At 64.0% G+C, this 21,258-nt stretch carries 23 protein-coding genes; 11 read left to right on the top strand and 12 right to left on the bottom strand.

Features of this window, described 5'->3' with window-relative positions; translation table 11 throughout:
* Positions 1-123 precede the first annotated feature (123 nt).
* Positions 124-444 (top strand): quaternary ammonium compound efflux SMR transporter SugE, encoded by a 321-nt coding sequence (sugE, locus tag B5X73_RS13055; protein WP_079522047.1) that lies wholly within the window; start codon positions 124-126, stop codon positions 442-444.
* A 145-nt stretch (positions 445-589) separates the two neighbouring features.
* Here sugE and phoU read toward each other — a convergent pair whose 3' ends face one another.
* From phoU to rnt, 6 genes are all read right to left on the bottom strand, one after another.
* Complete coding sequence (gene phoU / locus B5X73_RS13060) at positions 590-1,303, bottom strand: phosphate signaling complex protein PhoU (RefSeq protein ID WP_036114183.1); 714 nt, start codon at positions 1,301-1,303, stop codon at positions 590-592.
* Positions 1,304-1,328: 25 nt separating this feature from the next.
* Positions 1,329-2,072 carry a phosphate ABC transporter ATP-binding protein PstB gene (gene pstB / locus B5X73_RS13065; RefSeq protein ID WP_239709154.1) on the bottom strand — a complete coding sequence of 248 codons (744 nt, stop codon included), beginning with the start codon at positions 2,070-2,072 and terminating at the stop codon, positions 1,329-1,331.
* Positions 2,073-2,151: 79 nt separating this feature from the next.
* On the bottom strand, positions 2,152-3,021 hold the full coding sequence (gene pstA / locus B5X73_RS13070) for a phosphate ABC transporter permease PstA (RefSeq protein ID WP_036114177.1): 870 nt from the start codon (positions 3,019-3,021) through the stop codon (positions 2,152-2,154).
* The gene (pstC, locus tag B5X73_RS13075; RefSeq protein ID WP_051943743.1) at positions 3,021-4,052 is read right to left on the bottom strand and encodes a phosphate ABC transporter permease subunit PstC; all 1,032 of its coding nucleotides are present in this window, start codon (positions 4,050-4,052) and stop codon (positions 3,021-3,023) included. Before pstC ends, pstA begins: the two co-directional genes overlap by 1 nt.
* A gap of 124 nt (positions 4,053-4,176) precedes the next feature.
* Positions 4,177-5,172 (bottom strand): phosphate ABC transporter substrate-binding protein PstS, encoded by a 996-nt coding sequence (gene pstS, locus B5X73_RS13080; RefSeq protein WP_255349741.1) that lies wholly within the window; start codon positions 5,170-5,172, stop codon positions 4,177-4,179.
* Between the two features lie 167 nt (positions 5,173-5,339).
* Positions 5,340-5,999 (bottom strand): ribonuclease T, encoded by a 660-nt coding sequence (rnt, locus tag B5X73_RS13085; RefSeq protein ID WP_079522049.1) that lies wholly within the window; start codon positions 5,997-5,999, stop codon positions 5,340-5,342.
* 223 nt (positions 6,000-6,222) lie between these two features.
* Between rnt and B5X73_RS13090 the strand changes: the two genes are divergently transcribed.
* The 4 genes from B5X73_RS13090 to B5X73_RS13105 all read left to right on the top strand — a co-directional run bounded on the left by B5X73_RS13090 (position 6,223) and on the right by B5X73_RS13105 (position 10,636).
* On the top strand, positions 6,223-7,608 hold the full coding sequence (locus B5X73_RS13090; RefSeq protein WP_043693309.1) for a hypothetical protein: 1,386 nt from the start codon (positions 6,223-6,225) through the stop codon (positions 7,606-7,608).
* 307 nt (positions 7,609-7,915) lie between these two features.
* On the top strand, positions 7,916-8,281 hold the full coding sequence (locus tag B5X73_RS13095) for a hypothetical protein (protein ID WP_036114167.1): 366 nt from the start codon (positions 7,916-7,918) through the stop codon (positions 8,279-8,281).
* A gap of 135 nt (positions 8,282-8,416) precedes the next feature.
* Positions 8,417-9,106 (top strand): carbonic anhydrase, encoded by a 690-nt coding sequence (locus B5X73_RS13100; RefSeq protein WP_036114164.1) that lies wholly within the window; start codon positions 8,417-8,419, stop codon positions 9,104-9,106.
* A gap of 12 nt (positions 9,107-9,118) precedes the next feature.
* Positions 9,119-10,636 (top strand): SulP family inorganic anion transporter, encoded by a 1,518-nt coding sequence (locus B5X73_RS13105; protein ID WP_079522050.1) that lies wholly within the window; start codon positions 9,119-9,121, stop codon positions 10,634-10,636.
* A gap of 47 nt (positions 10,637-10,683) precedes the next feature.
* Here B5X73_RS13105 and nth read toward each other — a convergent pair whose 3' ends face one another.
* The 4 genes from nth to B5X73_RS13125 all read right to left on the bottom strand — a co-directional run bounded on the left by nth (position 10,684) and on the right by B5X73_RS13125 (position 14,620).
* Complete coding sequence (gene nth / locus B5X73_RS13110) at positions 10,684-11,298, bottom strand: endonuclease III (RefSeq protein ID WP_090355794.1); 615 nt, start codon at positions 11,296-11,298, stop codon at positions 10,684-10,686.
* Between the two features lie 20 nt (positions 11,299-11,318).
* On the bottom strand, positions 11,319-11,927 hold the full coding sequence (locus B5X73_RS13115) for an RnfABCDGE type electron transport complex subunit B (protein WP_036114155.1): 609 nt from the start codon (positions 11,925-11,927) through the stop codon (positions 11,319-11,321).
* A 24-nt stretch (positions 11,928-11,951) separates the two neighbouring features.
* Entirely contained in the window at positions 11,952-14,066 is a 2,115-nt protein-coding gene (gene metG, locus B5X73_RS13120; RefSeq protein ID WP_079522052.1) for a methionine--tRNA ligase, read from the bottom strand.
* A 107-nt stretch (positions 14,067-14,173) separates the two neighbouring features.
* On the bottom strand, positions 14,174-14,620 hold the full coding sequence (locus B5X73_RS13125; RefSeq protein ID WP_036114148.1) for a DUF2147 domain-containing protein: 447 nt from the start codon (positions 14,618-14,620) through the stop codon (positions 14,174-14,176).
* Positions 14,621-14,804: 184 nt separating this feature from the next.
* On the opposite strand from B5X73_RS13125, the gene apbC reads away from it, so the two are divergent.
* The 3 genes from apbC (at position 14,805) to B5X73_RS13140 (ending at position 17,093) form a co-directional block, all read left to right on the top strand.
* On the top strand, positions 14,805-15,890 hold the full coding sequence (apbC, locus tag B5X73_RS13130) for an iron-sulfur cluster carrier protein ApbC (protein ID WP_079522053.1): 1,086 nt from the start codon (positions 14,805-14,807) through the stop codon (positions 15,888-15,890).
* 59 nt (positions 15,891-15,949) lie between these two features.
* Complete coding sequence (gene dcd, locus B5X73_RS13135) at positions 15,950-16,516, top strand: dCTP deaminase (RefSeq protein ID WP_036114141.1); 567 nt, start codon at positions 15,950-15,952, stop codon at positions 16,514-16,516.
* An 85-nt stretch (positions 16,517-16,601) separates the two neighbouring features.
* Complete coding sequence (locus B5X73_RS13140) at positions 16,602-17,093, top strand: hypothetical protein (protein ID WP_036114138.1); 492 nt, start codon at positions 16,602-16,604, stop codon at positions 17,091-17,093.
* 146 nt (positions 17,094-17,239) lie between these two features.
* Here B5X73_RS13140 and B5X73_RS13145 read toward each other — a convergent pair whose 3' ends face one another.
* Together B5X73_RS13145 and B5X73_RS13150 are read right to left on the bottom strand one after the other, a co-directional pair.
* The gene (locus B5X73_RS13145; protein ID WP_079522054.1) at positions 17,240-17,656 is read right to left on the bottom strand and encodes an HIT domain-containing protein; all 417 of its coding nucleotides are present in this window, start codon (positions 17,654-17,656) and stop codon (positions 17,240-17,242) included.
* A complete protein-coding gene (locus B5X73_RS13150; protein ID WP_079522055.1) occupies positions 17,653-18,324 on the bottom strand; it encodes a dienelactone hydrolase family protein in 672 nt (223 codons plus the stop codon). Before B5X73_RS13150 ends, B5X73_RS13145 begins: the two co-directional genes overlap by 4 nt.
* A gap of 186 nt (positions 18,325-18,510) precedes the next feature.
* On the opposite strand from B5X73_RS13150, the gene B5X73_RS13155 reads away from it, so the two are divergent.
* From B5X73_RS13155 to rimO, 3 genes are all read left to right on the top strand, one after another.
* On the top strand, positions 18,511-18,837 hold the full coding sequence (locus B5X73_RS13155; protein WP_079522093.1) for a nucleoside triphosphate pyrophosphohydrolase family protein: 327 nt from the start codon (positions 18,511-18,513) through the stop codon (positions 18,835-18,837).
* A gap of 10 nt (positions 18,838-18,847) precedes the next feature.
* Positions 18,848-19,801: an acyltransferase family protein gene (locus B5X73_RS13160; protein WP_176167838.1), complete on the top strand. Its 954-nt coding sequence runs from the start codon at positions 18,848-18,850 to the stop codon at positions 19,799-19,801.
* A 136-nt stretch (positions 19,802-19,937) separates the two neighbouring features.
* Complete coding sequence (rimO, locus tag B5X73_RS13165) at positions 19,938-21,254, top strand: 30S ribosomal protein S12 methylthiotransferase RimO (RefSeq protein WP_079522057.1); 1,317 nt, start codon at positions 19,938-19,940, stop codon at positions 21,252-21,254.
* Positions 21,255-21,258 lie beyond the last annotated feature (4 nt).

Here is a 21,258-nt window from a genome sequence, read left to right on the forward strand (position 1 = left end):
GGGGTTACACCTCCTCCGTATAATGCAAAACGGACCGGCGCAATGCCGGTCCGCCCCTGGGGACGACCCCGGGGCGCGCACTATCTCCGCGGGGACGACCCCGCTCTTGCGGAGCTCACTCCCATGTATTGGTTCATCCTCGTCCTTGCCGGGCTGTTCGAGATCGCCTGGGCGGTCGGCCTGAAATACACCGAAGGGTTTTCGAAGCCGCTACCCAGCGTGCTCACGGGCGGCGCGATGCTCATCAGCATCGTCCTGCTCGCCTGGGCGACAAAAAAATTGCCGCTCGGTACGGCTTACGCGGTGTGGACAGGCATCGGTGCCGTCGGCGCCGTGACGCTCGGCATCATTCTGTTCGGTGAGTCGGCGCAGCCGTTGCGGCTGCTTTGCGTCGGACTGATCGTCGTCGGGATTCTTGGGTTGAAGCTGACGTCGGGCGCCTGACCGGGGCCCGCATCTGCCCTGTAGGAGCGCGCCCCGCGCGCGAAAATCCTACGCAGCGAAGAAACCTTATCCCTTCCTCGCTGCGTAGGCTTTTCGCGCGCAGGGCGCGCTCCTACGGGGCGGTCGCCCCACAGACCGTGTCGTTTTATTTATCGAAATCCGGATTCGCGGTGGTGTCACGCTTGGTGCGCGGTGCCACCAGCGGCTCGCCGTGGACGACGAACCAGACGTTCTCGGCGATGTTGGTCGCGTGGTCGCCGATGCGCTCGATGTTCTTTGCCATGAACAGGAGATGGGTGCAGGGCGTGATGTTGCGCGGGTCTTCCATCATGTACGTCAGCAGCGCGCGGAAGACGACCGTATAGGCCTCATCCAGATCCGCATCCGACTTCCACACTTCATAAGCGGCTTCGGCGTCCTGCTCGTCGTACGCCTTGAGCACGTTGCGCAACTGGTCCGCGGCCAGCTCGGCCAGGTTTTTCAGGCCGCCGGCGGCGGTGATCGGGGCGACGCGGCTGAGCGGGATGGAACGCTTGGCCACGTTGGCGGCGTAGTCGCCGATGCGCTCGATGTCGGCAGCGATACGCAGCGCGGCGAACACGTTGCGCAGGTCGCCGGCGATCGGCGCGCGCAGGGCGAGCAGACGCACGACGTCCTGGCTGATTTCCTGTTCGAGCGAATCGAGTGCGTCGTCGTTGTCGACCACGCGCTGGGCGGCGCGCTCGTCACGACGTTCGACCACGTCGATGGCGGCTTCGAGCTGCGCGACGGCGATCTCGCCCATGCGGACGATTTCGCCGGTGAGACGCTTCAGTTCGTCGTCGTAGCTCTTGATGATGTGCTGGTGCGGAGTATTCATCGCGGGACCTCGAAATAGGGGGCGCTCAGCCGAACCGGCCGGTGATGTAGTCTTCGGTCTGCTTCTTGTCCGGCTTGGTGAAGATCTTCTCGGTCCGGTCGAACTCGATGAGCTCGCCCATGTACATGAACGCGGTCATGTCCGAGCAGCGCGCCGCCTGCTGCATGTTGTGCGTCACGATGACGATGGTGAACTGGCTCTTGAGCTCCTCGACCAGCTGCTCGATGCGGCTCGTGGCGATCGGATCCAACGCGGAGGTCGGCTCGTCGAGCAGCAGCACTTCCGGCTTCAGGGCGATGCCGCGGGCGATGCACAGACGCTGCTGCTGGCCGCCGGAGAGGCCGAGTGCGCTCTGCTTGAGCTTGTCCTTCACCTCGTCCCACAATGCGGCGCCACGCAGCGCCTGCTCGACACGGCCCTCCATGTCGGTGCGGTTGAGCTTTTCGTGGTGACGAATGCCGTAAGCGACGTTCTCGAAAATCGTCATGGGGAACGGCACCGGCTTCTGGAACACCATGCCGACCTTGCTGCGCAGGCGGTTGAGCGAGTACTTCGGGTCGAGGATGTTCTCGCCGTCGAGCACGATCTCGCCGCTGGCGCGCAGATTCGGGTAGATCGCGTAGATGCGGTTGAAGATGCGCAGCAGGGTGGACTTGCCGCAGCCCGACGGACCGATGATGGCGGTGACCTTCTTCTCCGGTACGTCCATGGCGATGTGCTTCAGCGCATGGAACTCACCGTAATGGAAGTTGAGGTCGCGCACGGTCATCTTCGCCGGCACCTGGCCGAGGTCGACGGCGGCATGCGGCGAGGTGCCGAATCCCGGCTTGGAGGCGACTTCGTTCATCTTAGTCATGGGACACCTTGGAACGCGAGAAGGCGAGGCGGGCGATCAGGCTGAGCGCCAGCACGAACATGGTCAGGACGAAAGCACCGGCCCAGGCGAGCGTGTTGATGTCCGGGCTCGGGTCCTTGGTGTATTCGTAGATGACCTGGGGCAGGCTCGGCATCTTGTCGATCGGGTTGAACGTCATGAAGTTGTTGCCGAACGCCGTGAACAGCAGCGGCGCGGTTTCACCGCTGATGCGGGCCAGGGCCAGCAGGATGCCGGTGACGATACCCGAGCGCGCCGAACGCACCAGGATCTGCATCGTCAGCTTCCACTGCGGGACACCCAGCGACAGTGCCGCTTCGCGCAGCGTGCCGGGTACCAGGCGGAGCATTTCATCCGTGGTGCGGACGATGACGGGCAGGGCGATCAGCGCCAGCGCGATGCCGCCAGCGATGCCCGAGAACGTCACGTCGCCATTGGTCAGCCACTTGGACGGCAGGACGATCACCGTGTAGACGAACAGACCGAGCACGATCGACGGCGCCGACAGCAGGATGTCGTTGAGAAAACGGATCGTGGGACCGAGCTTCGAGCGGCGCGAATACTCGGCGAGCCAGGTGCCCGCGGCCACGCCGATCGGCGTGGCGATGAGGATACCCAGCACGTTGAGGATCAGGCTGCCGACCATGGCATTGGCCAGGCCACCCTCTTCGCGATACGCCGTGATCTTGGTGAACAGCTGCGGCTTGAGCCCGGCGAGGCCCTGGCTCAGCGTCTCCCACAGGATCCACGCGAGGAAGAGCAGGCCGATGCAGGTCGCCACGATGCTGAAGGCCATCGCGAGGATGTTCTTGATCCGGCGCCTGGTATAGAGCGAGGCGGACATCAGTTGCCCTCCTTCGAAGCCAGGCGGCGGAGCATGAGTCTCGCGATCATCAGCACGATGAAGGTCACCACGAAGAGCAGGAAGGCGATCGCCATGAGCGCGGACTTCTGCAGACCCTCGGCTTCACCGAACTGGTTGGCGATGGTCGAGGCGATCGTACTACCGGTTTCGAGCAGCGACGGCGTGAACTTGAAGGTGTTGCCGATGACGAAAGCCACCGCCATCGTCTCGCCGAGCGCCCGGCCCAGGCCGAGGAACACGCCGCCGATCACGGCCGTGCGGGTGTAGGGGACGACGATGTCCCAGACCACTTCCCACGTGCTGGAGCCCAGGGCGTAAGCGGACTCCTTCAGGCGGGTGGGCACGGTCTGGAAGACCTCGCGCATCACGGAAGAGATGAACGGGATGATCATCACCGCCAGCACCAGGCCCGCGGTGAGCACGCCGGCGCCGAAGAACGGGTACTCGCTGGAGAAGAACTTCGCGATGAAGGGCACGTGCTGGACCAGCCACGACACCTTGCCGTCCGGCGGGTCCGCGCTGAAGTTGTTCATCAGCCACGGCTTGACGTTCTCCGCCACGAACGGGGCGAAGATGAAGAGACCCCACATGCCGTAGATGATCGAGGGAATGCCGGCCAGCAGTTCGATGGCCGAGCTGACCGGACCGCGCATCCAGCCAGGGGCGATCTCGGTAAGAAAGAGGGCGATGCCGAAACTGACCGGCACGGCGAATATCAGGGCGATGATCGCGGTGCCGACCGTGCCGACCACTGGCACCAGGGCGCCGTACTGGTTGTTACTCGGATCCCACACGGCGCTGGTGAGAAAGCCCCAGCCGAAGGTGGCGAACGCGTCGCGGCCCAGCCAGAGCGTGGAAGCGGCGGCGCCGACGAGGCAGAGCAGAACGAGCAGGGCGCAGGCCTTCAGGGCCCAGCCGAACAGCCGGTCGTTACGCGTATCCCGCGCGTTCCGGGACGCTTCCGCCTGACGTTCCTGGTCGGGCACGGCGTTGCTGACGGTGGCGTGCATGATGGGTTCGGGTTCCCGGGAGCCTATGCAAACGTGTGGGTCGCCGTCCCTGTCGGAACGGCGACCCCCTTGGACGATACTCTGGACCGGCTATATGACAGCCGGTCCGTTGAGACCGGATGGATCAGTTCTTGAACTCGGCAGCCCAGTAGGCTTCGATCTGCTGGACGAGAGCCGGCGGCAGCGCGACGTAGTCGAGCGAAGCGGCCTGCGACTGACCCTTCTCGAGCGACCACTTGAAGAAGTCGAAGGCGACCTTGCTGTGCGAGGCGTTCTTGGACTTCTTGTACATGATGACCCACGTCGTCGCCGTGATCGGCCACGCCTGGGCGCCCGGGGCGTTGGTCATGATCAGGTTGAAGTCCTTGGCCGACTTCCAGTCCGCCGTGGAGGCGGCAGCGGCGAATGCGTCGGCGTTCGGCTGGACCCACGTGCCGGCAGCGTTCTGCATCTGCGTGTACGAGAGCTTGTTCTTGGTGGCGTAAGCGTATTCGACATAGCCGATCGAGCCCGGGATCTGACGGACGTACTGCGAGACGCCCTCGTTACCCTTGCCGCCGACGCCGGCCGGCCATTCGACGGCCGTGCCGAACTTCACCTTGGACGCCCACTCCGGGTTGACCTTGGACAGGTAGTTGGTGAAGTTGAACGAGGTGCCCGAACCGTCCGAGCGGTGCACGACGGTGATCTTGACGTCCGGAATCTTCACGCCCGGATTCAGGGCGGCGATGGCCGGGTCGTTCCAGCGAGCGATCTTGCCCAGGTAGATGTCGCCCAGCAGCTTGCCGTCGATCTTCAGCTGACCCGGGGCGATGCCCTGCAGGTTGACGATGGGCACGATGCCACCGACGACGACCGGGAACTGGCCCAGACCGAACTTGGTGAGGTCTTCAGCGCTCATCGGAGCATCGGACGCGCCGAAGTCGATGGTGCCTTCCTTGATCTGGGCGATACCCGCACCCGAACCGACGGACTGATAGTTCAGCTTGTTGCCGGTGGCTTCGGCGTACGTCGCCGACCACTTCGACAGGACCGGGTAAACGAAGCTCGAGCCGGCGCCCGTGATGTCGGTGGCCTGGGCGGACATGCCGAACAGGGAAGCGGCGACGAGCGCAGCGATGCGGAGTTTACGTGTGAACACGGAGTAGTCCTCGGATGGATGAGTGTCAGGCGTTGACCGCCTGGGGCCGTATTGCAGCCCTGCCGTGTTGCAATGAGACGTACTGAATGTTGCAGCGATATGACAGCATCCGATTTGCTGTCATATTCATGAACTTACGAAATGCCTCAGACTTCGATCGGGGCCGTCTGGTCGCGCTCCGCGAGCTCCAGATGGCGCCAGCGATTGACGATTTCACAGAAAAGCTCGGCGGTGCGCTCGGCGTCGTAGATCGCCGAATGGGCTTCGCGGCTGTCGAACGGGATGCCGGCGGCCAGTACGGCCTTGCTCAGGACCGTCTGTCCGTACGCGAGGCCGCCCAGCGTGGCCGTATCGAAGCAGCTGAAAGGATGGAACGGATTGCGCTTGTGCCCCACGCGGCGCACGGCCGCATTAAGGAAGGCCAGATCGAATGCGGCGTTATGGCCCACCAACACGGCGCGCTGGCACTCCGAGGCCTTGACCGCCTCGCGCACCGCATTGAAGACGTGATCCAGGGCCTGACGCTCGGGCAGGGCGCCTCGGAACGGGTGGTCCGGATCGATGCCGGTGATCTCGAGGGACCGCGGGTCGATATTGGCGCCCGGGAAGGGCTCCACGTTGGCCGCGACGGCCGGCTGGGCGACGAGCAGGCCCGAGGGCTCCATGGTGACGGCCACCACGGCGATCTCCAGCAGCGCGTCACGCTCCGAATCGAATCCCCCGGTTTCCACATCCACGATCACGGGCAGAAAGCCCCGGAACCGCGCGGCCATCGTCGAAGCGGTGCTGTTACTGGTCGTATCCATGCGTGAAGGATATCAGCCGGGGGGCCCGTCCGGCGTCCGTCTGTGCCGTCCGTGTTAAGCGGATGTGCGCATGTCTTCGATCTGTAACAAAAATTGCATTGAACGGTAAACGCCACGGCCCATCCTTCGCGCCGTTGGCCCCGCTTGAGGTTTTTCGGACAGAAAAAGCTCAGTGGGGACACAGGGGACCACACACATTCTAAAAACCAAGCGGAGAAATCCCATGCGTTCCAAGTTGCTCACGGTGGCCATCGCCGCCGGTCTGGGCCTGACGAGCTTCTCGGCCCTCGCCGCGACGCAGAAGTCGCAGCAGCCGGCCCGCGTCACGGTCGACGCCGCCACCCTCCAGCAGCTGCAGGCGCAGCTGGCCGCCCTCCAGAGCCAGGTCGCCGACCTTCAGGCCAAGCAGGAAGCCCAGGCTGACGCACAGATCGAGACGGCCAAGGCCGTGAACGACGTGCAGGTGACCGCCGCCAAGCCGGCCGACGAGCTCGCCAAGAAGCTCGACGCGCTGAACAAGCTGGTGGACAACACGAAGATCGGCGGCACGATGTTCTTCGACGTGACCAATCAGGATCACGACGAGAAGATCGGCAACGGCCGTTCGATCCAGAAGGATGGTCACGGTTCGGTCAACGGCACGGGTTTCGACGTCAAGCGCTTCTACCTGACCGTCGACCACAAGTTCAACGACATCTGGTCGGCCAACCTGACGACCGACTTCAGCTACCAGTCGTCGCTCTCGTCCACGAGCCTGTTCGTGAAGAAGGCCTACGTGCAGGGCAAGTTCGACCAGCTGTTCACGGTGCGCTTCGGTGCATCCGACATGCCCTGGATCCCGTTCGTCGAGAAGTGGTACGGCTACCGCTACGTCGAGAACACCATCACCGATCGCTCGTTTGAAGGTGGTCGCAGCGGTGGTACCGCAACCGCCGGCGGCGTCGGCGCCTTCGGCAACTCGTCCGACTGGGGTATCCACGCGATGGGTGCCACGACCGGCGACAACTCGGTCAACTACCAGGTGTCCGTGGTCAACGGTCGCGGCTACCGCAACCTGAGCCGCTCCAAGAGCGTCGACACGGAAGCCCGCCTCGGCTACTCGCCGATCGAGCAGATGGTCATCGCCATCGGCGGTTACAGCGGCAAGCGCGGCAACGACGTCGAGGCTGGCGCCCCGACCCGTACGGCGACTCGCGGCGATGCCCTGCTGGCGTGGCGCGACAAGACCTGGGGCGTCGGTGCGGAATATTTCCACACCGAAAACTGGGACGACATCCTGAAGTATCAGGGTACGGGCGCCGGCACCGGCGTGGCCACCGGCACGACCAAGGACAAGGCCGACGGTTACTCGCTCTGGGCTGACTGGAAGTTCTACGACCAGTTCGCCGTCTTCGCTCGTTACGACAAGGTCGACTACAAGTACGACAACCTGGTCAACGTCGAAGAGAAGATCAAGGACAAGTACTACAATGCCGGCGTCTCGTACGACGTGCTGAAGAACCTGAAGCTGGCCCTCGTCTACAAGCACAACAAGCTCGACGGCCCGTTCGCCACCCCTTACCACTACAAGACCAACGAAGTGGGCTTCTGGGGCATGCTGACCTTCTGATCGATATCGGAACGGAGTTCTGCTCAGGGACGAACCGGACGGCGGGCGCAAGCCCGCCGTTTTTTTGCCTTACGCGGCCATGCGTTCGTGGTAACTGACCCTGTCAGCGAATTCTCGTTGCGAATGATCTCAGGCAGCCAACGGTCTTTCGGACGTCCATATCTGAATAAGCGCAGGCCGCCTCGTGCCCGGTCACCGGCAAAAACCGTTGCCACGTCACGTTTCAGCACACAAAAATGCCCCAAGCCTGAATTTGCTGCATCGCCACACTTGCGAACGTCATGAAGCCTGTCGTAGGTTCCGGCTCATGCAGACCCTTTTCGCCCCCGCCATGCGCCGCTTCGCGAGCACGATTTTCGTGTTCTTCGCGTTGTTCGTCGCGTGCGTCGGCGTGAATGCGGCGCCCTCCGCCAGCGGCCTCGCCGCGGCGGTGGCTTCCCAGGAACACGCGGCGCAGCACGCGCTGGCGGTTGCCGACGACACGGCCTCGTTCGACGATCAGGATCCCGTGCCGTCGCTGGAAGACAATAGCGGCGGCCTCGACGATACCTTCGATGTCCCCCCTCAGCATGTCGTGACGATTCCCCACGTCAGCACCTCCCGTCATGCGGACGTCCGGCCGGCGCCTCACGCGCATCATCCCAGCCTCGAGCTGCGGCCTCCGATCGTCTGATCGGTCCGGCGCCTTCGCGCGCCGACAGCCCCACCTTCTTTTTCTCACCTGCAGTTTTCGCGCGCTGGCAATCCGCCAGCCGCCGCGAGCGTGCGCGCTCGTGCCTTGTTTCCGCCAACGAAGAGAGAAACCACCATGGAACGTCTCATCCAGGGCTTCGACAATTTCCGCCGCAACATGACCGACGATCAGCGCGAGGTATTCGCCAAACTGGCGTCCGGCCAGACGCCGCATACGATGTTCATCACCTGCGCCGACTCGCGCATCATGCCGGAGCTGATCTTCAACGCTCAGCCGGGCGACCTGTTCGTTTACCGCAACGTCGGCAACATCGTCCCGCCGTACGCGCAGCACGTCAGTGGCGTGGTCGCCGCCATCGAATACGCGGTGACGGCGCTGAAGGTTCAGCACATCGTCATCTGCGGCCACTCGGACTGCGGCGCGATGAAGGCGCTGCAGAACCCGGCGGCGCTGAAGGGCAAGCCGTCGGTCGAGCAGTGGCTGAAGCACGCCGACGTGGCTCGCTACGTCGTCGCCGAGAATCGTCCGACCATCCTGGGCGAAGAGGGTCTGCGTTATCTCACCGAAGAAAACGTAGTCGGCCAGCTGGAACACATGCGCACGCTGCCCGCCGTCGCAGCCGCGATCGCCAACGGCAGCCTGCGTATTCACGGCTGGATCTACGACATCGCCAACACCGAAATCACCGCCTTCGATCCGTTGGAAGGAAGGTTCCGTCCCCTCGTCGCCGGCGATGCACACGCGCCGGACGCGACACCGCACGCGCGTTTCTCCACGCCCGTGCCGGTAGCAAACGCCGCTTAAGGAAGGCACGACATGCGCGCATACTTTTCCCAGGGCCTCTTTGGCCGCGACCTCCTCGGCTCGGTGGTCGTCTTTCTTGTCGCTCTGCCTCTGTGCATGGGTATCGCGATCGCGTCGGGCATGCCGCCCAGCGCAGGACTGATCACCGGCATCGTGGGCGGAATCATCGTCGGTTCGATCGCGGGGTCGCCGCTGCAGGTCAGCGGTCCCGCGGCGGGCCTCGCGGTCCTGGTGTTTGAACTTGTGCGCGAGCACGGCGTGGCCGCTCTTGGCCCCGTCGTGCTGCTTGCCGGCCTGATTCAGATCGTCGCCGGTCTGTGCAAAGTCGGCGTCTGGTTCCGGATGACGTCGCCGGCGGTGGTCGCCGGCATGTTGTCCGGCATCGGCATCCTGATCGTCGCGTCCCAGTCCCATGTGTTGCTGGACGCGATTCCGAAAGCACGCGGTCTCGAAAACTTCGCGGCGCTCCCCTCCGCAGCGTGGGAATCGGTCACCGGTGCCGCGGAGGGGCAGGCCCCCGCCGCCCTGATGATCGGCCTGGGCACCATTGCGATCATGCTCGGCTGGGAGAAGCTGCGCCCGGCGAAGCTCCGCTTCGTGCCGGGTGCCTTGCTCGCGGTGGTTGCGATGACGCTCATCGCGCAACTGACGGCGGTGGACGTCAAGCGAGTCGACGTGCCCGCCAACCTGTTTTCGGCGGTGAGCCTGCCGAGCATGGGTAGCCTCTTCGGACTGTTCGACGCGTCGCTGCTGGTCGCGGCGGCGACGTTTGCGTTCATCGCCAGCGCGGAGACGCTGCTCTCCGCGGCCGCGGTGGATCGCATGCACAACGGCGTGCGTACGAACTACGACCGAGAACTGACGGCGCAGGGCGTCGGCAATCTGATCTGCGGTTTCCTCGGTGCGTTGCCGATGACGGGCGTGATCGTGCGTAGCGCCGCGAACGTGCAGGCCGGCTCAGCCACACGTATGGCGTCGATCCTGCACGGCGGCTGGTTGCTGGCCTTCGTGATGCTGCTTCCGTGGTTGATGCGCATGACGCCCATCTCCTGCCTGGCCGGCATCCTGGTCTTTACCGGCGTGAAGATGGTCAATCCCGGCCAGATCAAGACGCTGGCGGCGTACGGCAAAGGTACGGCGGCGGTCTATGTCGCGACGACCGTGGCTATCGTTGCCACCGACCTGCTGACCGGCGTGATCGTCGGCTTCGGTCTCTCGCTGTTCCGCCTGGCGCTGTTGTCGTCGAAGCTGAAGATGGACGTGCAGCATCACGACGAGCCGGGTCACGCGACGCTGCACCTGGAGGGCTCGGCGACGTTCCTCAAGGTACCGACGATGGCGCGCAAGCTGGAAGCCGTGCCGGCCAATACGCGCCTCAGCGTGCGGATGGACCGGCTGGTCCACGTCGATCAGGCGTCGCTGGAGCTGTTGCGAGAGTGGGGGCAGAACGCGTCAAAGCGTGGCTGCGAACTCATCGTCGACTGGCACGAACTGGGACGGCGGGTCGAGGGTTCCAGGCAGGCTGCGTAGGAGCGCGCCTCGCGCGCGACGTCCCCTCGCGAAGAAGAAAAGCCGGCTCAGGCCGGCTTTGTCTTGTGCTTGTAGGCGCACAGGTCGATGATCGCGCAGTCCGGACATGCCGGCTTGCGCGCCTTGCATACGTAGCGCCCGTGCAGGATCAGCCAGTGATGCGCATCCTGGATGAATTCCTTCGGGATCACCTTCTCGAGCTTGTCCTCGACCTTGCGCACATCCGGCCCGGGTGCCAGCCCCGTGCGGTTGGCAACGCGGAAAATGTGCGTATCGACGGCAATCGTCGGCTGCCCGAATGCCGTGTTGAGCACCACATTGGCGGTCTTGCGACCGACGCCCGGCAGTTCTTCGAGCGCCTCGCGTGACTGCGGTACTTCGCCGTCGTAACGATCCACGAGAATCCGGCTCATGGCGATCAGGTTCTTCGCCTTGTTGTTGTAGAGCCCGATCGTGCTGATGTACGTCTTGAGTTTTTCGAGCCCCAGATCGAGGATCTTCTGGGCCGTATTGGCCACCGGAAACAGCTTGCGCGTCGCCTTGTTCACGCCGACGTCGGTGGCCTGCGCGGACAGCGCCACGGCGGAAAGCAGCTCGAACGGCGTGGTGTATTCGAGTTCGGTTTTCGGATGCGGATCCAGCTCGCGCAGGCGGCTGAACATCTCGACCACGTTGGCTTTTTTCACGGAGTGTCCTTCTTCCGCAGCCTCGCGCGGGCGAGCGCTTCGAGGACCGCGTTGCGTGCGGTGGGCGCGGCGACCACGGCCTTATTCGCTTCGAGCTGGCGTTCGCGCTCGGCACGCTCCTGAGCAAGACGTGCCTCACGGCGCTGGAAATGACGTCGCGCCGCGTCGGCGTGCTCGCGGTCGTCCGCCTGTGCCAGCGGCATCGGATCGAGCCGGATGCAGTCGACGGGGCAGGCGGGTACGCAGAGTTCGCAGCCGGTGCACAGATCGCTGACCACGGTGTGCATCACTTTGGATGCACCGAGGATCGCATCGACCGGGCACACCTGGATGCACTTGGTGCAGCCGATGCAATCGGCTTCGACGATGCGCGCGAGCGTGCGCGGCTTCTCCACGCCATGCGTCGGATCGAGCGGCACCACGGGACGATCGAGCAGGGCGGCCAGACGGGCGATGCCGATGGCACCACCCGGCGGGCAGCGATCGATGCCCGCTTCATCGGCGGCGATCGCCTCCGCGTAGGGGCGGCAGCCATGGAAACCGCACTGCTCGCACTGGGTTTGCGGCAGGAGCGTGTCGATGCGGTCGGCGAGCGTTGGCGTCATGGCTGGCGCGTTGCCGGGTCGTGTTTAGCGGACGGTGGCGCCCGGCGCCGCACCCTGGTCGGCGTCGAGGAGGAACAGGTCCGCACCGCCGTCACCGGCGGACAGGATCATGCCCTCGGACAGACCGAAGCGCATCTTGCGCGGCGCGAGGTTGGCGATGAAGACCACGTTGCGGCCGACGAGCTTCTCCGGCTCGCCATACGCGGCGCGGATGCCCGAGAAGATCTGGCGCGTGCCGAGCGTGCCGGCATCCAGTTCGAAGCGGAGCAGCTTGTCCGAGCCTTCGACAAACTCGCAGACGGTCACCTTGCCGATACGCAGGTCGAGCCTGGCGAAGTCGTCGATGGAAATGGTGGCGGCGGTATCGGTGGAGGCGGTAGCGGTGGCGTCGGTCATGGGCTTCGGAGCTTCTTTGGGTTTCTTGGCGGGCCTGGCTTCCGCGGCGGCTTCGCGAGCCTGCTCAGCGGGAGTTAGCGATTCTTTCGAGGCGTCGACCATGGCGGCGATCTTCTTCGGATCGAGGCGGCCGAACAGCGGCGAGAACGCGTTGACGGTGTGGCCGAATAGCTCGCGGCGCGCATCGGCGAACGTCGTAATCGGCGCACCGAGGAATGCCTCAGCGGCGGCGACGGTGGTCGGCACGATGGGCTTGAGGAGGCCAGACAGCAGGCGGAACGCGTTGATCGCGAACGAGCAGACCTGCTGCAGTTCGTCGCGGCGCGCGTCGTCTCTGGCGATCACCCAGGGTGCCTTGGCTGCGATGTAGCCGTTGACCGCATCGGACATCGACACGAAACGGCGCGTCGCTTCGGCGTATTCGTCGGCTTCGTAGACGGCTTCGATGCCTTCGTACTGTGTCAGAAGGTCCTTCCACAGTGCGGTCGCCTCGTCGTCGAAGCGATCGGACAGCTTGCCGGCGAAATGCGTGTGCAGGAAGCCCGCCGTACGGCTGGCGATGTTCGCCCACTTGCCGACCAGATGCGAGTTGACGCGTTCCTCGAACGACTTGAGGTCAAGGTCGACGTCGATCGGCTGCGGGCCAAGCATGGTGGCGAAGTAGTAGCGCAGGGCTTCCGGGTCGAGGCCGGAGTCCAGGAACGTGCGCGCCTGAATGAAGGTGCCGCGCGACTTGGACATCTTCGCGCCGTTGACCGTCAGGTAACCGTTGGTATGCAGCGCGGTCGGCACGCGCATACCCGCGCCGTGCAGCATCGCCGGCCAGAACAGGCCATGGAAGTTGATGATGTCCTTGCCGACGAAGTGGTGCATTTCGGCGGTGCTGTCGGCACGCAGGAAGTCGTCGAAGACGATGCCCTTGCGCTCGCACAGTGCCTTGAACGAGGCGAGGTAACCCGCCGGTGCGTCGAGCCACACGTAGAAGAACTTGCCCGGCGCGTCGGGGATCGGAAATCCGAAATACGGCGCATCGCGCGAGATGTCCCAGTCACGCAGGCCGCCGTCGATCCATTCCGCCAGCTTGGCGACGACGCTGCTGTTGGCGGTGGGCTTACCGTCGGTGTACTTGCCCGCGAACCAGTCGCGCAGCAGCTGCTCGAACTTGCCGAGCTCGAAGAAGTAATGCTCGGAGTCACGCAGCACGGGGGTAGCGCCCGACATCACCGAGTACGGGTTGATCAGGTCGGTCGGTGCGTAGGTGGCGCCGCAGTTCTCGCAGTTGTCGCCGTACTGGTCTGGCGTGCCGCAGTTGGGGCAGGTGCCCTTGATGTAGCGGTCCGGCAGGAACATGTCACGCGTGGGGTCATACAGCTGCTGGATGTCGCGGCGGGCGATATACCCGGCATCACGCAGGCGCACGTAGATGTCCGTCGCGATTTCCCGGTTTTCCGGGGAATGCGTCGTGTGGTACTGGTCGTAGCTGAAGTGGAAGTCGGTGAAATCCGCTTCGTGCGACGCGCGGATACCCGCGATGTATTCCTCAGGCGTCAGCCCGACCTTCTCGGCGGCGAGCATGATCGGCGTGCCGTGGGCGTCCTCACCGGCGACGTACCAGACCTCGTTGCCCTGCATTCGCTGCGCCCGCGCCCAGATGTCGGCTTCGATGTAGCCGAGCATATGGCCCAGATGAAGCGGGCCGTTGGCGTAGGGTAGAGCGTTGGTAACCAGGATGCGGCGGGCCATGAGGATCGCGGTCTGCTTTGGGACCGGGGATTATGGCATGCGAAGGGGGCGACGGGCCCCTGGGCCCCCGCCCCTGTAGGAGCGCGCCTCGCGCGCGATGTATCTGTTTACTCCGCTCGCACCCATTCCTGGCTGCGACCGATCAGCGAAAACCCGATATACCCATGGACATCGAGCTTCTTGCCGCCGTCCTCGAGCTTCAGGGTCACCTTGTAGATCTTGCCCTTGGCCGGATCGAGGATCTGGCCGCCGGACCACTCGTCGCCGTCCTTCTTCAGGCCCCACATGATGGTCATGCCTTCGATGGGCTTGTTCTTGCGCTCCCCATCGCACTCGGAGCAGACCGGGTGAGGACCGTGGTCGGATTTGAGCACCTCCACGACCTTGCCTTCCAGCAGACCGCCGTGCTCGGTGATCTCGACGATCGACTTCACTTCGTGGGTCTTGTCGTCGATGGTCTTCCACTTGCCGACCGGGGTATCCGTGGCGGCGAAGGCGGGGAGGGCGCTCGCGACGAGGGCGAGGGCAGCGGCGGTGCGGATCAGGGACTTCATAGGATGGCGGTGCTCCCCATACGGTAAGGTACGGCCGGAGCCTGACGAGCGGCGGCAGCCCCGTCAAGCTGCATCGCGCCACGAGGCAAGGCTGCGGCCCCCGGGCCCCGCGCCAACGTGCGGGCCCGGTCGAGGCACGCTAGCTGGCATAATGGGCGATCTTCGATTTTGCTCAACTCTCCCCATGACCCAGCCCAGCGAATCCCTCGTCCGCGGTGTCCTCGACCGCGTTATCGACCCGCACTCGGGGCAGCCGTTCGGCGCCGCCGTGCGTGCGGTGGGCGTCGATGGCGACCGTGTCTCCGTCGACATCCAGCTCGGCTACCCCGCCGTGGGCTATGTCGCACAAGCGACCGAGCAGGCCCGTCAGGCCCTCGAGGCCGAGCCGGGCATCGCCTCGGCCGCCGTGTCGGTCACCTGGCGCGTGCATCCCCACAAGGTGCAGGGCCAGTTGTCTCCCATGGTCGGCGTGAAGAACATCATCGCCGTCGCGTCGGGCAAGGGCGGGGTAGGCAAGTCCACCGTGTCGGTGAACCTGGCGCTCGCGCTGGTGGCCGAAGGCGCCCGGGTCGGCATCCTGGACGCCGATATCTACGGTCCCAGCCAGCCGCGCATGCTCGGATTGTCAGGGAAACCGGTGTCTCCCGACGGCAAAAGCATCGAGCCGATGCACGCCCATGGCCTGCAGGCGATGTCCATCGGCGTTCTGATCGACGAGGATACCCCCATGATCTGGCGTGGTCCCATGGTCACCCAGGCGCTGATGCAGTTGCTGAACGACACGCGCTGGGACGACCTGGATTACCTCATCATCGATCTGCCGCCGGGAACCGGCGACATCCAGCTGACCCTTTCGCAGAAGGTGCCGGTCTCCGGCGCCGTCATCGTCACCACGCCGCAGGACATCGCGCTGCTCGACGCGCGCAAGGCGCTGGGCATGTTCCGCAAGGTGGAGGTGCCGGTGCTCGGCGTCATCGAGAACATGGCGACGCACATCTGTACGAACTGCGGTCACGAGGAGCACATCTTCGGCCACGGCGGCGGCGCACGGATGGCGGAAGAAGCCGGTATCGCCTATCTGGGCGATCTGCCGCTCGACATCCGCATCCGTCAGCAGTCGGACGACGGCAAGCCCACCGTGGCGGCGATCCCGGAATCCGATCTGGCCGGGCGTTATCGCGCCATCGCGCGTTCCACGGCGGCGAAACTGTCTCTGCAGGCCCGCAACAAGGCGATCTCGTTCCCCAAGATCGTCATCCAGAACACCTGAAAGTAGCGTCTTCGACGACGTTCCTATACCTTTCCGGCTCCAGCGAGGGAGACAAGTACGTGAGCATCAAGTCCGACAAGTGGATCCGCCGCATGGCCGAGCAGCACGGCATGATCGAGCCGTTCGCGCCCGGTCAGGTCAAGGAGCGCGACGGTCACCGGCTGGTCTCGTATGGCACCTCGAGCTACGGCTACGACGTCCGTTGCGCCGATGAGTTCAAGGTGTTCACCAACATCAACTCGACCATCGTCGATCCGAAGGCGTTCGACGAGCGCAGCTTCGTCGACGTCAAATCCGACGTCTGCATCATTCCACCGAATTCCTTCGCGCTGGCGCGCACGGTCGAGTACTTCCGCATTCCGCGTCAGGTCCTGACCATCTGCCTCGGCAAGAGCACCTACGCCCGCTGCGGCATCATCGTCAACGTGACGCCGCTCGAGCCGGAGTGGGAAGGCCACGTCACCCTCGAGTTCTCGAACACGACGCCGCTGCCCGCAAAGATTTACGCCAACGAGGGCGTCGCCCAGATGCTCTTCCTCGAATCCGACGAGGAGTGTGAGGTGTCCTACGCCGATCGCGGCGGCAAGTACCAGGGCCAGCGCGGCGTCACCCTGCCGAGTACCTGAACGGCCTTCCGGTCGCATCCGCGCCTGATAGGGGCGCGGGGTAAACTTCCCACTTTCACGAAACGCCGATCCACGGAGACACCGCATGATCCGAGTTCCCAACCTCCTGTCCCGCGCCGCCGCGGCGATGCTCCTCGCCAGCATGCTGGTGCTCGCCGGTTGCCACAGCGGTGCCACGAAGAACGACCCCGTCGCCAAAGAGCAGGGCCAGTTCGACGTCACGATCAAGGCCTATAAGAGCGGCCAGTTCGTCGTGGACAACGCGGTGCTTTCCGCCGCCGACACCGGCAGCCATTTCGCCTACCTGAAAGACCAGGGCAAGCTGCCGAAGACGGTCCTGCTGATCCCGAGCGACGACTCCAAGATCCGTGACATCCATCTTGGCTTCATGGCCCGCATGCAGCTGGACTACGGCTTTGCCGTGTATTACGACAAGAAGGGCGAGCTCACCCGCCTGAACGCCGTGGAAGAAAAGGCACGCCAGCTCGAGGACACCCCGCAGAAGGCCGCGTTGCCGGACCGCATGCAGGGTAAGGAAGCCTCCAGCGGCGCCTACGACCCGCAGACGCAGCAGTAAGCCCTCAGGCCTTCTGCTCGAAAAAAGCCCGGAGGCTCGCGCCTCCGGGCTTTTTTGTTCTTGCCGGGCCCGTTCCTTGCTGGCGCCGTCTCGGCTGTCCCCGGCTCTTGTAGGAGCCAGCCCTGCTGGCGATGGCTGGTGCGGTATCAGCTCAAGCCGAGCAGTTCCCGCAGCGCCTCGACCCGCTTCTCCGCCTCACCATCCGCATAAGGCTCCGCCTTGCCAAACCCCCACACCGGCCCCGGCCACGCCGCATCGCCCTCGGTTCTGGCGACAACGTGGACATGGAGCTGGCGCACGATGTTGCCCAGCGCCCCGATATTGAGCTTGTCGCACGGCGCCACGGCACGCAGGGCGCTCCCGGCGAGGCCGGCCTCCTGCCAGAGCAGGGCGCGTTCCTCGTCGGGAAGATCCGAAACCTCGACCAGCCCCGCTCTCCGCGGCACCAGCACCAGCCACGCATAGCGCGCGTCCCGCATCAGCAGGACGCGGCTTAGAGGGAGGTCGCCGACGACGAGGGTGTCACCGGCGATCCGCGGATCGAGGTCGAACGCCTCGCTCATGCCAGTTCGCGGGCGAAGAAGGCGAGGGTGCGCTCCCAGGCCAGCTTTGCGCTCGGCTCGTCGTAGCTGGCGCGTGCGTCGCAATTGAAGCCATGGTCGGCCGGGTAGACCCAGGTATCCATTTCCGGTTTCAGCTCACGATGCTTCTCGACCATCTCGGGCGGGATGGAGTGGTCGCGCTCGCCGAAATGGAAGATCACGTTGGCCTTGGCCGGTTCGCTCAGGAAGGGCACGTTGCGCGAGCCGTAGTAGCTGGACGAGGGCAAGCCGAGACGCAGGGCCGCCAACGCCGCAACGGTACCGCCCCAGCAGTAGCCCACCGTGCCGACCTTGACCTTGTACTGGTCGGCGATCAGCTTCGCGGCGATGCCCACATCCTGCATCGGGCGCAGAAGACCCAACTCGCCGATTAGCTTGACGCCCTTCTGCATACCGTCCTGGTCGTAGCCAAGCTCGACATCCTTCTCGACCGGGTCGAACAGCGCCGGCGCGATGGCGACGTAGCCTTCGGCCGCGAAACGGTCCGCCACGCTGCGGATATGGGCGTTGACGCCGAAGATCTCCTGGACCACCACGACGCCACCCTTCGGGGCGCCGGTCGGCTCGGCGAGGTAGGCGTCCATGCTTTCGTGCGGGCGTGAGGTGTCGAGGATCAGGGTGCGGCCCATGGGGCGAATCTCCGGAGGTGGTAGGAATACCCGTAAGGGTAACCCGGCCACATGTCGGCGGGATGTGCGTGAAGGCCTATCCGGGCCCGGTGGTCGCGAGGCAGCACTGGTTTGGCAGCTGCGGGCGCGTGTAGTGTTCCGCCGTATCCAACACGGAAATGGAATCAGCCTGTGGCAGTCGCCAGCATGAAATTCAGTGAACTTGAGACCTCGGCACTAGAGCTGAACGTGCTCTACGAACAGCTCGAGGTCAAGCGGTGGGGGCGTGTCTGGACGACGCAGGAACTCGCACTTGGTTTCGTAGGTGACGTCGGCGATCTGGCCAAACTGATTCAGGCGAATGCGGGTGTCCGGGACATCGATGACTGCAAAGTCAAACTCGGTCATGAATTGTCGGACTGCTTATGGTCGATCATGGTACTGGCCAACAAGTGCGGCATCGACCTGGAAAACGAGTACGTGAGAAACACCAGCGAACTGATCGAATACGTCTCTGGCGAGCTGCGCACCTGAGAAAATGGCCGTGTTCAAGGAAGAAGCAATGACTCACGGACAGCGCAACAATTTTGATGCACTGAGGCTATTTGGCGCCTTCCTCGTGCTGATCAGCCATCAGTTCGCTCTGTCCGGACGCGCTGAACCAAGGTTTGTCGGGGATCATTCGTTCGGCAACCTGGGTGTGCTCATTTTCTTTTCAATCAGCGGCTATCTGGTCACATCCAGTTGGTTGAAAGACCCCCATATTCTGCGCTTTACCGCCCGTCGCGCCCTCCGGATGATGCCGGCCCTTTGTGTATCAATTCCGCTGACGCTTGCAGTGATAGCTGTGCTTGGACTGACGGGATTTCCTCAAAACCCAAGACACCTCACCAACGGATCACTGTGGACCATTCCGTACGAGGTCTATTGTTACGGGCTGCTTCTCGTTGCCGGAGTTGCAACGCGGCGTCCATCTATCGTGTTCGCTGTGGGAGTCTTTGGTTACTTCGTGCTTTCCGGCCTGCAGTCCGGGGAGAGTTTCCTCGCTGACTTCGGGCTCTTCTTCGCCGCAGGAAGTCTGTTGCGGGCCTGTCCTTACCTCCGCAAACCCCTGCCGACCCTGTCATCCCTGGTCATCGGCTACGCACTCATCCGCGTTGATCAGACCAATCTTGGGCTCGCCTTCGTCGTTCCGTCACTGACAATTGCGATTGGCGTGCGGTCATGGGCTGGTCTGCGAAACATTTCAAAAGTCGGAGATCTCTCCTATGGCATTTACATATACGCATGGCCCGTGCAGCAGATAGGAGTCGCACGTTGGGGGCGGGAAACGCCTTACCTTGAACTGCTGTCCATCACCGTGCCCGTAACCGTTGCTCTGGCCGCTGCCTCGTGGCACCTCATCGAAAAGAAGGCCTTACGCTTCAAGCCGGGTCGGCCATTTGGAAATAGCGCGCCAGGCAGGGCACGCGTCGTTTCGGAAGCGGACCTTCATTAAGCTTTACACCGAGGTGTTGATTCAGGAGATTTGGGCGGCCTGAAGGCCTTGGGGGCCAGACGTGAAGGGCCGCCCGGCCGCGTGGCCGCCAACCCGCTATAATGCCCGGCTTCCTATACCCCCGGTACCCACGGCAATGTCCCAGGCCGCTCCCAAAGTCGGTTTCGTCAGCCTCGGCTGTCCGAAAGCCCTCGTCGACTCCGAACGCATCCTCACCCAGCTGAAGGTCGAAGGCTACGAGATCGTGCCCAGCTACGGCGAGGCCGACGCGGTCGTCGTCAACACCTGCGGCTTCATCGATTCGGCCGTTCAGGAATCGCTCGATGCCATCGGTGAGGCGCTTCACGAGAACGGCAAGGTGATCGTCACCGGTTGCCTGGGTAAGCGTTCGGAGCTGATCCGTGAGAGCTACCCCGACGTCCTGTCCATCTCGGGCCCACAGGACTACGTCAGCGTGATGAGCGCGGTGCATCAGGCGATCCCGCCGACCCGGAACAAGTTCCTCGATCTGGTGCCCGACACCGGCGTGAAGCTGACGCCCAAGCACTACGCGTACCTGAAGATTTCCGAGGGCTGCAATCACCGCTGCAGCTTCTGCATCATCCCGTCGATGCGTGGCGACCTCGTCAGCCGCCCGGTCGACCAGGTGCTGATGGAAGCCGAGAAGCTGGCCCGCGGCGGCGTGAAGGAGTTGCTGGTGATCTCGCAGGACACCAGCGCCTATGGCGTCGACGTGCGCTACGCCGAGCGCGAATGGCGTGGCAAGTCGTACCGCACGCGGATGACCGAGCTGTGCGAGGGCCTGTCCGAACTGGGCATCTGGACCCGGCTGCACTACGTCTACCCGTATCCGCACGTCGACGAAATCATGCCGCTGATGGCGGACGGCAAGATCCTTCCGTACCTCGACATCCCGTTCCAGCACGCCAGCCCGCGCATCCTCAAGCTGATGAAGCGCCCGGGTAACGTCGACAAGACACTGGAGCGCGTGCAGAACTGGCGTCGTCAGGTGCCGGATCTCACCATCCGCAGCACGTTCATCGTGGGCTTCCCCGGCGAGACCGATCAGGAGTTCCAGGAACTGCTCGGCTTCCTGCGTGAGGCCGAACTCGATCGCGTGGGTGCGTTCGCGTATTCGCCGGTCGACGGCGCCAGGGCCAATGACCTGCCGGGTCAGATCGACGAAGAACTCAAGGAAGACCGCCTCGAGCAGTTCATGGCGGTGCAGGCCGAGATTTCCGCCGCCAAGCTGCAGCGCAAAGTGGGCAGGACGATCAAGGTGCTGGTGGACGAAATCGATACCGATGGCGCCTGGGGCCGCTCCAGCGCCGATGCGCCGGAAATCGACGGTGCCGTGCGTATCGACGATGGCCAGCTGCTGAAGCCTGGCCAGTTCGTTGACGTCGTCGTCGAAGAAGCCGACGCCCACGACCTCTACGGTCGTCTGGCTTAAGTCC

The organism is Luteibacter sp. 22Crub2.1 (assembly GCF_900167995.1).
In the GTDB taxonomy this organism is placed as follows: Bacteria; Pseudomonadota; Gammaproteobacteria; order Xanthomonadales; family Rhodanobacteraceae; genus Luteibacter; species Luteibacter mycovicinus.